This is a genomic window from Janthinobacterium sp. PSPC1-1, assembly GCF_049897625.1.
In the GTDB taxonomy this organism is placed as follows: Bacteria; Pseudomonadota; Gammaproteobacteria; order Burkholderiales; family Burkholderiaceae_D; genus Janthinobacterium; species Janthinobacterium tructae.
In genome coordinates this window covers 312,162-324,457 of sequence record NZ_JAFCWP010000002.1, presented here as the reverse complement: position 1 = coordinate 324,457, position 12,296 = coordinate 312,162, and the positions used below count along the sequence as shown (strand labels likewise).

The window sequence follows — 12,296 nt, the reverse complement described above, 5'->3', positions numbered from 1 at the left end:
TCAACCTCCTGAAAGTGCCTGCAAGATATACACCTGGCTGTCGGGCCGCAAGACGTCGTCCAGCACGCGCCGCTCGCGGCAGCGGGCGCCATCGATGAAGATCACCACGTTGGGGCGCAACGCGCCCTGCTCGTCAAGCACGTAGCCACGCAGGCGCGGCTGCTGCGCAAACGCGGCATTGAGAGCGGCGCGCAGGCGTGGCGCGGCCACGTCCACGGTGGGGACGGCCAGGAAACGTGCCAGTTGCCGGGTAAAATGCAGATGCGCCATGCTGCCCTTCGACGTCGTCGGCCTCGACTCATTCTAGTCCGCTGTGCGGCCAATACAATTAAAATAGCGGCAAGCACACAAGGAGGCCAGGCATGACGATTACCCCGGAAGAACTAGCGGTGCTGATGCAGGAAGTGGAAGTGGCCGATCCCATCGATTTTGCCGACCTGCCTTTCGACGAGCAGGAATTGCGCGGCCTGATCGCCAACCACCTGTGCGAGATGGCCGATGCGATGGAAAGTTTCAGCCCGGAAGACCGCAACCTGGCCCTGCTGGCAGTGGCGGCCAAGCTGGTGCTGGAAAACCTGGTGCTGCACGTGCAACTGCTGCGCCGCCATGGCTTGCCCGTCAGCGACAGCGTGGATGCGCTGCTGCAGCGGCTGAAGGGCGGCAAGCCCTGACAGCCTGCCGCAGCAGCACCCTCGTTTACTGCAAGTTGATGGCCGTCACGCGCGACATGCCGTTGCCGTTGTCGCTCACCGAACGGATGTAGAGCACGCCATTGCGCGACAATGCCAGCGTGCCGGCAATCCGGAAACTCCAGACGGTTTTTTGGCTGGCCAGGTCCAGCGCGTACGTACCCTTCTGGCCAGCAATAAACAGCAGCTTGTTGGTGACGATCAGGTCGCCTCCAAAGCGCTCTTCCTTGACCGCCGACAGGGGCCAGCTCCACAGCACGGCACCCGTCGCCAGGCTGCGCGCTTCGAGCGACGCCGTGGCGTGATTGCCCGCATACAACACGCCCTGCGCCACCACGGGCTGCGTGGTGAACTGGCCATTGACGCTCCAGCGCACTTGGCGGCTATCCGTGTCGACCAGGGTCAGGCTGTTGTCAACGGGAAAACTAGTGGGAAGACGCTGGTTCAACAGCAGTACGCTGTGCGCATCGGCCAGCACGGGTGCCTGATACAGGCTGGACCGGCTCAATCCAGTCACCACCTTTCCCGGCACGGCCACGCTCCATTGCTGCGCGCCATCGGCACGATTGAACGCGCTCAAGGTACCCGCCGTATTGCTGTACACCGTAGTGGCATTCACGGCCGGCGTCCACTCGTCGACATTGCCCAACTTCGACAATCCCAGGCTGGCGGACCACAGATTGCGGGCCGTCGTGGCCTCCGCGCTGATCACATCGTTATTGCCGCCGACATAGACGCTTGCGCCAGCCAGCGTCGGAGCGGTCAGCGGTGACGTCCCCGTCAGGATGCCGTTCGTCTGCGGCTGCGTGGCAGTGGCCAGCTTGACGCCGCTCACGGCGTCAAACGTATGGACGCTGGCCAAGCCCGCCATCGCCAGGCGCGTGCCCGACACGCCAGGCGCGCTCAGTGCGCCATCGAGCGTCTGCGGCGTGCGCCATTGCACGCTGCTGTCGTGCTCGGACAGGGCCATCAAGGTATTGGTATAGATGATTTTCTTCGCATCCTGGCTATCCGCCGCGGATTGCTCCAGCGAGAAATAGACGAGGCCATTCGCGGCCACTGGCGGACTCACACGATAAGTTTTTTCTCCGCCAGCGTATTCCCACGTCCAGCGGCGCGAAAATTTGCCCGCATCGAGATCGACGGGCACCAGACCCGTGTGTGCCGCATTGCCATTCGTGCCTTCCCAGTCCACCGCACCCGGCAACGCGCCCAGGGCCGGCATATTGCCCTTGAGCGGCGCCACCACCACCTGGTATGGGATGCTTTCGGGCAAATTTCTGTATTCGAATTCGAACAAATTCAGGGGAGACAGCGTAATCCGTCCCGTGTAGGTGCCAGGCGCCAGGCCAGGCACGGGCTTGAAGGTGATGCGCCAGCTGTTGTCCGATAGTTTCTGATGATCCGATAGCTGGAAAACAGTCACACCGTTCGCGTCGGTGGCGCTCCACAGTGGACGCTCGGCCAAATCGCTGCGCACCACCACGTTCACGTCGGTACAGGCTTCACCCGGCGCCATGTTGCAGTTGCTGCTCACTTCAGACAGGTGCAGCACGCGGCGCTCTTCCGGCCCGAAGACTCCGCCCCCTCCGCCACAACTGGCGATGAATGGCAACGCCAGCATCAGGGCAGGTAACGCGGCGGCGCGGTACGATCCTTGCATCGTTATAGTCATGTATCTTCCATGTTCTGGCTTTCCCATCCGCCACCATGGCAAGATGCAAAACCCATCGAATCTTTTAACATGAAAAAATGTGAAAAATATCACACATTGTCACCAGTGCAAGGCAACATCAAGTGCGGCGCACGGCCCGCGCCTGCAAGGTGAGATCGCTTTCTGCCACGGCCACGCAGGGCAGGATGTAGCCGTCGAGCCGTTCATCGGGGCTGATGCCGGGCCAGTCCACCGTGTAGCGTATCTTTCCTTCGGGCATGTGGCAGATGCACGTGCGGCAAGTGCCGTTGCGGCAGGAACTGAGCAGGCGGATGCCGGCCAGCTCTGCGGCGGCCAGCACGGTGGTGCCCGCGTCGGCCGGGAATTGCCAGTCTTGCGGAAGGATGGTGATGGTAAAGGAGCGCATGCCCCAGTGTAACAGTCAGCTTGCCAAGGTCGTCCACTGCGCGCCAGCCGCATGGCTGCGCAACACGGCCTCGGCAAAGGCCAGGCCCGCCACGCCGTCAAACACCGTCGGCAGCCAGCTGGCTTCCTCGGGCACGGGCAAGCCAGCCTGCAGGGCGCGGATGGCCAGGGCCGCATCCAGGTACAGCTGCGCGAACGCTTCCAGATAACCTTCCGGATGGCCGGCCGGCACGCGCGTGGCGTGGCGCGCGGCCGCACTGTCGACCCGGCCCGGGCGCAGCAGTTGGCGGTTGCCGCCCTGCGGCGTACACCACAGCGCATTTGGTTGTTCCTGGTCAAAGTCCAGCTGAGCCTTGCTGCCGAACAAGCGCAGGCGCACCGTGTTTTCGCAGCCTGTCGCCACCTGGCTGGCCCACAGGGTTCCTTTGGCCCCATTGGCGTAGCGCAGCATCACCTGCACGTGATCGTCCAGAGTGCGGTGCGGAACAAAGGTCGACAATTCCGCCAGCACGGCATGCGGCGTGAGTCCGCTGACGAACTGCGCCAGGTGGTACGCGTGCAAGCCCACGTCGAGCAGGGTGCCGCCGGGACCGGCCTTGTGCGGGTCGTTATGCCAGTTGCCCTCGTTCATGCCGCCGGCCGCGATCGCATCGGCCAGCCAGTCTTGCGAATACTCCACTTGCACGAGGCGCAGCTCGCCGATCTCGCCCGCCTCGACCATGGCCCTGGCGTGGCGCAGCAACGGATAGCCGCTGTAGGTATGCGTGAGCGCAAACAGCAGGTTTTTCTGTTGCGCCAGCGCCGCCAGCGCCTGGCCCTCCGCCAGAGATATGCCCAGCGGCTTGTCGCAGATCACGTGGATGCCCGCTTCCAGGAACGCCGTGGCGACGGGTGCGTGTAAATGGTTCGGCGTGACGATGGCCACCGCTTCGATGCCGTCCGCACGCGCGGCCTCCGCCTGCGCCATGGCGCGGTAGTCGCTGTAGCAGCGCTCCGGCGCCAGATGCAGCGCGGCACCGCTCTCTCTCGCGCGCTGCGGGCCGGACGACAGGGCGCCCGCCACCAGTTCATACTGGTCGTCGATGCGCGCCGCGATGCGGTGCACGGCGCCGATGAATGCGCCCTGCCCGCCCCCTACCATGCCCAGCCGTAAGCGTCGCTGCATGTCGTCTCCTTATTTCAAGCCAAGCAAGTGATGGATTTGATCCTGGTCCACCGCGCTGCCGGCGAAATCGTCGAACGCGCGTTCGGCCACGTGAATGATGTGCTCGCGGATGAAACGCGCCCCTTCGGCCGCCCCATCCTCCGGGTGCTTCAGACAGCATTCCCATTCCAGCACGGCCCAGCCTGGAAAGTCGTACTGCGCCAGCTTGGAAAAAATCGCCTTGAAATCGATCTGCCCATCGCCCAGCGAGCGGAAGCGCCCGGCCCGGTCTTGCCAGTCGCCATAGCCGCCATACACGCCCTGGCGCCCATTCGGCCGGAATTCCGCATCTTTCACATGAAACGCCTTGATGCGCGCATGGTAAATGTCGATGAAGGCCAGGTAATCGAGCTGCTGCAGCACGAAGTGGCTGGGGTCGTACAAGATGGACGCGCGCGGGTGATCGCTGACGGCGGCCAGGAAGCGCTCGAAGGTCACGCCATCGTGCAAATCCTCGCCCGGATGCAGTTCATAGCAGAGGTCCACGCCGGCCGCATCAAACGCGTCGAGGATGGGCAGCCAACGTTTCGCCAGTTCCGCAAACGCCGTCTCCACCAGTCCGGCGGGGCGCTGCGGCCACGGATACAGGTAGGGCCAGGCCAGCGCGCCGGAAAACGTCACGTGCGCCGTGAGACCCAGGCGCTGCGAGGCGCTGGCCGCCCACAGCAATTGCTGCGTGGCCCAGACCGTGCGGGCAGCCGAGTCGCCACGCACGTGCTCGGGCGCAAAGCCGTCGAACAGCGCGTCGTAGGCCGGATGCACGGCGATCAGCTGGCCCTGCAAATGCGTCGACAATTCCGTCACCTGCAAGCCGTGGCGCTCCAGCAGGGTTTTCACATCGTCGCAGTACTGCTGGCTATTGGCCGCTTGTTCCAGATCGAACAATCGCGGCGCCGTGGGCAGCTGCAAGCCCTTGTAGCCCAGTCCGGCCGCCCACTGCGCCAGGTGCTCGAGCGAGTCGAATGGCGGCTCGTCGCCGAGAAACTGGGCCAGGAAAATGGCCGGGCCCTGGATGGTTTTCATATCGATGTCCTGTTAACCCAAACCGAAATCCGGGGTCAGACCTTAAGGTCTGACCCCAGCCCTTGTTTTGGGGTGTCGTTAAAAAGGCGAGTTCGGAAAGTAAAACTGCTTGGCATTCTCGCGCGTGATCAGCACCGACGGGATGATGGTGTTGGCCGGCAATTTATCACCTTTCAGGCGCGCTTCCGTCGTCAGCTTGATGGCGTCGTACATGAACTTCGGCGAGTACGACACGTCGGCCACGATCAGCGGATCGGAACCGTCCATGATCTTTTTTACGGCGCCCTTCGCGCCCGCGCCGCCGAACACTTGCTTGATGTCCGTGCGCTTGGCTTGCGCGATGGCCTTTTGCACGCCGATGGCCATGTCGTCATCGGCGGCCCAGACGGCGTCGATATGCTTGAAGCGGGTCAGATAATCCTGCATGACCTTGAAGGCATCGTCGCGGTTCCAGTTGCCATACTTGGCATCCAGGACCTTGATCTCGGGATGGCCTTTCATCACGGCACTGAATGCATCGTAGCGCTCGTTATCGAGGGTGGTCGGCATGCCGCGCAGCACGACAATATTGCCCTTGCCATTCAAACTTTTCGCCAGGTACTCGGCCGGCAGCTTGCCAAACGCCGTATTGTCACCCGCAATGTAGGCATCCTGCGACTGCGTGTTCGTCAAGCCACGGTCCACCACCGTCACGTACACGCCCTTGTTTTTCACCTGCGCCACGGGCTGCGTCAGCGAAGCCGACTCGATGGGGAAAATCACCAGGGTGTTGATCTTGTTCACCGTCAACATGTCCTGCAACTGGTTCGCCTGCTCGGGCGCCGTGGCGGCCGTCTTGACGATGATTTTCAGTCCCGGATGGGCTTTCTCCAGCTCCGCCTTGGCCTGGTTCGCCCACCACACGATGCCGGACGTAAAACTGTGCGTGGCCGTGGGTATGGCGACGCCCACCACCAGCTTGTCTGCGGCCTGCGCACTCGGCAGCGCCCACGCCTGCATCACCAGCACTGCCATCCCTGCTACCCCTGCTACCCGTCTAAAGCTCTTCATGCTGCTCTCCTCCAAGGTTGTGGGCGCCCGTTGGCTGCCCTTTCAGAACGCCGCTGTGTTTTTATTTGCGGCCTCGCTGCAGGAAGGCGACGGCGATGATCACCACGCCTTGCACTGCGGCATTCAGGTAGACACTGATGATGCTGGTCAAATTCAGGATATTGCTGATCACGGACAACAAAATGGCGCCGATCACGGTGCCGACGATGCGCCCTTCTCCCCCTTTGAGGGCCGTGCCGCCCACGACGACGGCGGCGATCGCTTCGAGTTCCCACAGCAAGCCCGTCGTCGGCGTGGCCGAGCCCAGGCGCGGCACGTACAGCACGGTGGCGATGCCCACGCAGACGCCCAGCAGCATGTAAGTGGCGATCTTGACTCTGTCGACGTTGATGGCCGCATAGCGCGCCACTTGCTCGTTGGAACCAATCGCCTGCACGTGGCGGCCAAAGGTGGTGCGATTGAGAATGATGGCGCCGGCCGCCGCAACGATCAGGAAAATCCAGATCGGGATCGGCGCGCCCAGCACGCTCGTGTAATACACGGGGCTGTACAGCTCGGACAGGGTGGCATCCAGCGTCAGGGCGCCGCCGTCGGCCAGGTACGTCAAGACAGCGCGGAAGATGCCCAGGGTGCCCAGGGTGACGATGAACGGTTCGATATTGCCCTTGCTAATGAGCAAGCCATGCATCAGGCCGAATCCGGCGCCCAGGATCAAGGCCATGGCGATGCCCAGCACCAGCATGGTGATGGGCGCCAGGTCGCCGCCTGCGCCTTGCGCCAGCGCATTCATGAAATAGATCATGCAGCCGGCGATCAGCGCCGCCATCGAGCCCACCGATAAATCGATGCCGCCGGAGATGATGACGAAGGTCATGCCCACGGCGATGATGCCGATGAAGGCCGTGCGCGTGAGCACGTTCATCAGGTTGTCCAAGGTGGCGAAGTCGCCGTTGAGCAAGGTGCCCGCGATGCACAGCGATAACAAGCCCAGCACGGGGCCAAAGCCCTTGATGCGCGCGCCCAGCTTGGCGACGGTGGATACTTCAGTAGTGTCAGTGCGTGCCGGTTGCATGGGCAATCAACTCCTCTTCGGTCAGGTGGTCAGCAGACAGGGTGGCTTGCAAGGTGCCGGCGCGCATCACGGCCACGCGGTGGCACAGGCCGATCAATTCGATCAGTTCGGACGAGATCACGATCACGGCGCGCCCTTCGGCGGCCAGGCGGTGGATCAAAAAGTAAATGTCGCGCTTGGCGCCCACGTCCACGCCACGGCTGGGCTCGTCGAGCACGACGACACGCGGGTCCGAATGCAGGTATTTCGCCAGCGCCAGCTTTTGCTGATTGCCGCCCGACAGCATGCGCGCGCGGCTGTCGAGGTCGCCCGTGCGGATATTGAAGTCAAGCACGGCCCTGGCCAGCGCCGCCTTCTCCGCCTTGACATCGAGCCACGGCCGCGCATAGCGCTGCAGCGTCATCATAGTGAGGTTTTCGCGTAAACCCAGGTTCACGTGCAAGCCCTTGCCCTTGCGGTCTTCGCTCAAATACGTCATGCCGTGCTGCATGGCTTGCCTGGGGGTACGAATATCCACCGGCTGGCCATTGATCTCGATCGTGCCCGCGCTGCGCGGGCGCAAGCCCAGCAGTGCCTCGAACGATTCCGTGCGCCCCGCGCCCACCAGTCCCGCAAAGCCCAGCACTTCCCCGGCGCGCACCTCGAAGGACAAGTCTTTCGACCAGCCGGGCACGCACAGGCCATCGACCTTCAGCAGGATCGGCGCATCCGGCGCGAGTGGCACTTTCGCCGGGAACATGTCGGACAATTCGCGCCCCACCATCAGGTTCGCCATCTGCTGGCGCGTGAGGCTGGCCGTCGGTTCGCGCGTGACGAAACGCCCGTCGCGCATGACGATGACTTCATCCGTATTGCGCTCCACCTCGTCGAGCTTGTGGGAAATGTAGAGGATGGTGACACCATCGCTTTTCAGCTGCGCCATCACGGCGAACAGGCGCTGGGTTTCGGACGACGTCAGGGTGGCAGTCGGTTCATCCATGATCAGGAAGCGGGCGCGGCGCGACAGGGCCTTGGCGATTTCCACCAGTTGCTTTTCAGCCACGATCAGGTCGCGTATTTTCGTCTCGGGCGACACCTCCAGGCCCACCTGTTTCAAATAGCGCGACGCTTCTTCGCGCATGGCGGCCTCGTCGAGCAGCCAGCCGCGCGTTTTCTCATGGCCCAGGAACATGTTTTGCGCCACCGTCAGGTGCTCGGCCAGGTTGAATTCCTGGTGGATCAGCACGATACCGGCAGACTCCGCCGCGCGCGAACTGCTGAAATGCCGGGGCTGGCCATCAATCAGCAGTTGCCCTTCGCTCACGCTCTCGTAGCCGGCGAGGATTTTCATCAGGGTCGACTTGCCGGCGCCGTTTTCGCCCAGCAAACCATACACGCGCCCGGGCGACAAGGTAAAACTGACGCCATGCAAGACGCGCACGGGGCCGAAATCCTTGCAAACCCCCTCGAAACCGACGGCAACGCTCACTATGCACTCCCTCGCAAAATTAATCGGTGTTGCAGCAGCACGCCAGGCACGCTGGCCGCCGGGTTGGCCAGCCGCTGCAGCAATAAACGCGCCGCCGTCTCGCCCAGCTCGCGCATCGGTTGCGCGATGGTGGTCAATCCGGGGGCGATCTGCGCGGCGATGGCGATATCGTCGAAGCCAATCACGGCCACGTCTTCCGGCACGCGTTTCCCCAACTGGCGCAGCGCGCTCAAGACGCCGATGGCCAGGGTGTCGGAGACGGCAAAGATGGCCGTCGGCGCGTCTGGCTGGGCCATCATCTGCAAAGTGGCGGCCGTGCCCGCTTCATAGTCGAGGCTTTGCACCGTGTGCACCCACTGCGGCTGCACGGGCAGGCCGGCGGCCGCCAGGGTATCCAGGTAACCTTGCTGGCGTTGCCGCGCGTACAGATAGCGTTCATCGGAGTTGATCAGGCCGATGCGCGTATGGCCGCGCGACAGCAGATGTGCGACGGCGTCGGAGGCGGCGCGGTGGTTGTCGATGCCGACATAGGGCACGGCCACGGCGGGGTCGAATTCGCAGCAGGCCACCCACGGCAGGCTGACGGATTCATGCGACAGCGCATGCTGCACCGTGTCCGGGTCGAGGCAGATGGCGCCATCGGCGCGGTGCATGCGCAGCAAGTCGAAATAGGAGCGCTCGCGGCCCGCATCGGCGCCCGTGTCGCACAGCAGCACGAAATAGCCGTGCTCGCGCGCCACCGTGTCGATGCCGCGCACGATCTGCGCATAGAAAGGATTGCCCACGTCGGGCACCATGGTCAGCAGCATGCGGCTCTCGGCCGTGCGCAAGCTGCGCGCCAGGTGGTTCATGCGGTAGCCCAGCGCCGCCACGGAAGCGAGCACCTTGTCGCGCGTGGGCGCCCGCACCCCAACCTGCTCGTTCATCACACGCGAGACGGTGGCCACCGACACCCCCGCATGCGCGGCGACGGCGCTGATGGAGACGGTTTCTGTCGGCAAAGAAGACGGGATGGCTGGCGGCATGGTGCTTTTCATATAAATGTAATCGATTACATTTATAGGCCAGTCGCGCGCGCGATGCAAACATTATCGATGCTGCGGTGCGCAAAAGATGTGCAAAAAACGGCCCGGCACGGGCCGTTGGACGCTGCTATTTCTGGGGCTGCCAGGCGCTCTGCTGCACGGCAAAACCACCGTCTCGCAGAGAAGAGATAACTTACTTCATCATCGCGCAAAACGTTTCGGGATTGCCGTCAAGAATGACGCCGCTGGGCCAACGGTGGCTGCGCTGCTGGGCGCGCAGCAAGGACGCGGCCAGGGCCGAGTCGCCATCGACGGCGTAGACGAAGACGGGCATGTTCAGGCCAGCGGCGTCGCTGAGTAAATTCGGATTGGCGTCGAGGCTGCGCGCGTCCACGTGCACGCCGGCGGGCATGCCGATCTGCTGCTGCACGCGCTGCAGCCACGGTTTGTCGAGCTTGGGCGGACGGGCATTTTTCGCGATATAGCGGCTGACCCGGTTCGCGCCGACCGCCTGTGCATTGCGCGCGTCAAACACGAGTAAACCCAGATAACCCTGCGGATCGGCGCGGCGCGCGCACGCCAGGTTGTTCGGCACGCCCGAGGTCAGGAACCAGTTGCCATGCTTGATGTTTGCACGCAATTGCCCCACCAGAGTGGCGATGGGCGCGCACGACGACACGACATCCTTGATTTCCGCGTTCAGGGTCTTGTTCGGGAAAGCCGTCGCCAGGCCGGCGATATCGCTAACGAAGGGCGGCGTTTCCGCCGTCTGCACGCCGCGGTTCTTCATGCTGGCGGCGCGCCAGTCATCGGCCGTCAGTTGCTTCACGGTGCGGGGCGAGCCCGTATCGACGACTCTGCCCGTCAGCAGATCGTGGTGCACCACCCAGCTGCCGTCGCCCAGCAGTTGCAAATCCGTCTCGACGCCGTCCCAGGTGCCGAAATACGTGTTGCGCAGGGCGCTCAGCGAGTTTTCCGGCGCATTGCCGGCGCCACGGTGGGCGTGCACCTTCATGCCCAGGCAGTCGGCCTGGACAGCCGTGCTGGCCATGCAGAGCAGCAAGGCCAGGGCGGCCGCCTTATTTTTGTCCCGGATGATAACCATAATGAATTCCCTGCAAAACATTGATGCGGATCGCTTCGTTGACGGGGTAGCTATAGCCCTGCCCCACCGCCACGACGTGCGTGATATTGGCCAGGATGGCCTTGCCGGCGAGATTCCAGCGCGTGCTGTCGGGCTCGCCCTGGCGCGTCCAGTCCAGCATTTGCCGGAACAAGTCGCTGCGCGTGACGTTGTTGTCGAGCACCGACAAGATGCCCCAGGTGCCCGCAAAGGCCGTCGCCAGCACGCCCGTGGCGATCCAGGCGGAACGGCGACTCAGCTGTCCATCGGCACCCGCCTGCTCGCCCCGGCGCATGGCCAGCAGCAATAATACGACGGTGGCGATCAAGTACAGCAATTTGGAAAAGTGGCCGATGGCACCCAGCAGCGAGAAAAACAGGGCCACGGGCGGTACGATGGCGGCGCGCGCCGCTTCCTTGCCTTCATGGAAGAACCTGCCTCCCGCTTCAAAATCCGTGCGGCTGGCGCGGTATTCCACCAGTTTTTCCGCCGTCTGGCGATCCAGGAACTGGTCGAACAGACGCCCGAACTCGGCAGGACTCGCATACGATGCCTGCACCGTGGCACTGGCCGGCAGTTTCAACGCTTCGCGCAATTCTGCCTGCACGCCGGGGCGCGCGACAAAGGCGGTAAACGGCAAGCCAGGCGGGATGCGCTCGCCGCGCACGGTAACGCCCTTGCTGGCCGCCTCGGCAGTGTAGCGGCGCTTGACGGCGGCGCGGAAGCCCTGCTCATCGTCGGTACGCCAGTTGGCGGGCACGGGCACTTTCTTGCGCACATTGTTGACGACGGCTGCCTGGCGCCGCATCGGCACCGAGTGCGGTTGCCAGCCACGCCGCGACAGGCTGCTCACATACTCCTGCCACGAGGATTGCTGCTTGGCACGCAAGCCAGCATCGCTATCGGGGATGATGCCCGCATACAGTTCCCACTTGCCGGCCAGCTCGCGCATGGCTTCCTGATATTTGTCATAGTAACCGGACGGGCCGCCCGCCACCTGGCGCACGTTGGCGCGCACCAGCTGCTCCTTGGCCGGCCCCATGCGCTCGTCAAGATGCCGCACGGACACGGCCAGGAAGGGGAACAGGGCCAGGAAGGACTTGCCTTCCGGCTTGGCGAACAGGGTGGGATCGTCGACCAGGCCTTGCAGCTGCAAGCTGCCGCCTACCAGCGAGCGCTGCAACAAGGTGGTATTGAAGGCCATGCGGCGAAATTCCGCGTCGCGCGTATTGACCAGCACATTCACTGTGGTTTTCAGCACGCCGAAGACGACGCCGGCCGTCACCAGGCAGCAAACGATGATCTTTGTCCAGCTGGGCCCGCTGCCATTGTTCTTCAGCCGGCGGCGCCACATCAGTTGCAACACCACCAGCGCGGCGGCGATGCCCGACAGGCTGCGGCCATAGAATTCCACCCCTTCCACGTCTTCCGGCTTGACGTTGCCGCCCACCACGTCGAGCAAGCGGGCATTGAAGCCCAGCTCGAAACACAAATACATAATCGTCAGGGCGATCAGGATCAAGGTCTGCCGGATTTGCAGACTGCGTAAACTCGCGGCCATC

12 protein-coding genes are annotated in these 12,296 nt (G+C 63.4%); 1 reads left to right on the top strand and 11 read right to left on the bottom strand.

The genetic code is table 11. The features are described 5' to 3' along the window. Entirely contained in the window at positions 1-270 is a 270-nt protein-coding gene (locus ACP7EG_RS08975) for a MoaD/ThiS family protein (RefSeq protein ID WP_426087359.1), read from the bottom strand. A 92-nt stretch (positions 271-362) separates the two neighbouring features. Here ACP7EG_RS08975 and ACP7EG_RS08970 point away from each other — a divergent pair, with 92 nt between their 5' ends. Continuing rightward, positions 363-671, top strand: a complete 309-nt coding sequence (locus ACP7EG_RS08970) for a hypothetical protein (RefSeq protein WP_141171364.1) — start codon at positions 363-365, stop codon at positions 669-671. A gap of 25 nt (positions 672-696) precedes the next feature. Here the strand turns inward: ACP7EG_RS08970 and ACP7EG_RS08965 are convergent, their stop codons facing one another. The 10 genes from ACP7EG_RS08965 to ACP7EG_RS08920 all read right to left on the bottom strand — a co-directional run bounded on the left by ACP7EG_RS08965 (position 697) and on the right by ACP7EG_RS08920 (position 12,295). Further along, the gene (locus ACP7EG_RS08965) at positions 697-2,364 is read right to left on the bottom strand and encodes a PQQ-binding-like beta-propeller repeat protein (RefSeq protein WP_426087358.1); all 1,668 of its coding nucleotides are present in this window, start codon (positions 2,362-2,364) and stop codon (positions 697-699) included. A gap of 118 nt (positions 2,365-2,482) precedes the next feature. Beyond that, a complete protein-coding gene (locus ACP7EG_RS08960) occupies positions 2,483-2,770 on the bottom strand; it encodes a 2Fe-2S iron-sulfur cluster-binding protein (protein WP_426087357.1) in 288 nt (95 codons plus the stop codon). Positions 2,771-2,785: 15 nt separating this feature from the next. Further along, positions 2,786-3,934 (bottom strand): Gfo/Idh/MocA family protein, encoded by a 1,149-nt coding sequence (locus tag ACP7EG_RS08955; protein WP_426087356.1) that lies wholly within the window; start codon positions 3,932-3,934, stop codon positions 2,786-2,788. 9 nt (positions 3,935-3,943) lie between these two features. Then, positions 3,944-4,996, bottom strand: coding sequence for a sugar phosphate isomerase/epimerase family protein (locus ACP7EG_RS08950; RefSeq protein WP_426087355.1), 1,053 nt, complete (start codon positions 4,994-4,996; stop codon positions 3,944-3,946). A 78-nt stretch (positions 4,997-5,074) separates the two neighbouring features. After that, positions 5,075-6,010, bottom strand: a complete 936-nt coding sequence (locus ACP7EG_RS08945; protein WP_426087632.1) for a substrate-binding domain-containing protein — start codon at positions 6,008-6,010, stop codon at positions 5,075-5,077. A gap of 97 nt (positions 6,011-6,107) precedes the next feature. Then, entirely contained in the window at positions 6,108-7,118 is a 1,011-nt protein-coding gene (locus ACP7EG_RS08940) for an ABC transporter permease (RefSeq protein WP_071079889.1), read from the bottom strand. After that, a complete protein-coding gene (locus tag ACP7EG_RS08935) occupies positions 7,099-8,586 on the bottom strand; it encodes a sugar ABC transporter ATP-binding protein (RefSeq protein ID WP_426087354.1) in 1,488 nt (495 codons plus the stop codon). Before ACP7EG_RS08935 ends, ACP7EG_RS08940 begins: the two co-directional genes overlap by 20 nt. Next, on the bottom strand, positions 8,586-9,611 hold the full coding sequence (locus tag ACP7EG_RS08930) for a LacI family DNA-binding transcriptional regulator (protein WP_426087353.1): 1,026 nt from the start codon (positions 9,609-9,611) through the stop codon (positions 8,586-8,588). Before ACP7EG_RS08930 ends, ACP7EG_RS08935 begins: the two co-directional genes overlap by 1 nt. 193 nt (positions 9,612-9,804) lie before the next feature. Then, a complete protein-coding gene (locus ACP7EG_RS08925; RefSeq protein WP_426087352.1) occupies positions 9,805-10,716 on the bottom strand; it encodes a glycerophosphodiester phosphodiesterase in 912 nt (303 codons plus the stop codon). After that, positions 10,691-12,295, bottom strand: coding sequence for a hypothetical protein (locus ACP7EG_RS08920; protein ID WP_426087351.1), 1,605 nt, complete (start codon positions 12,293-12,295; stop codon positions 10,691-10,693). Before ACP7EG_RS08920 ends, ACP7EG_RS08925 begins: the two co-directional genes overlap by 26 nt. Position 12,296: the final 1 nt, after the last annotated feature.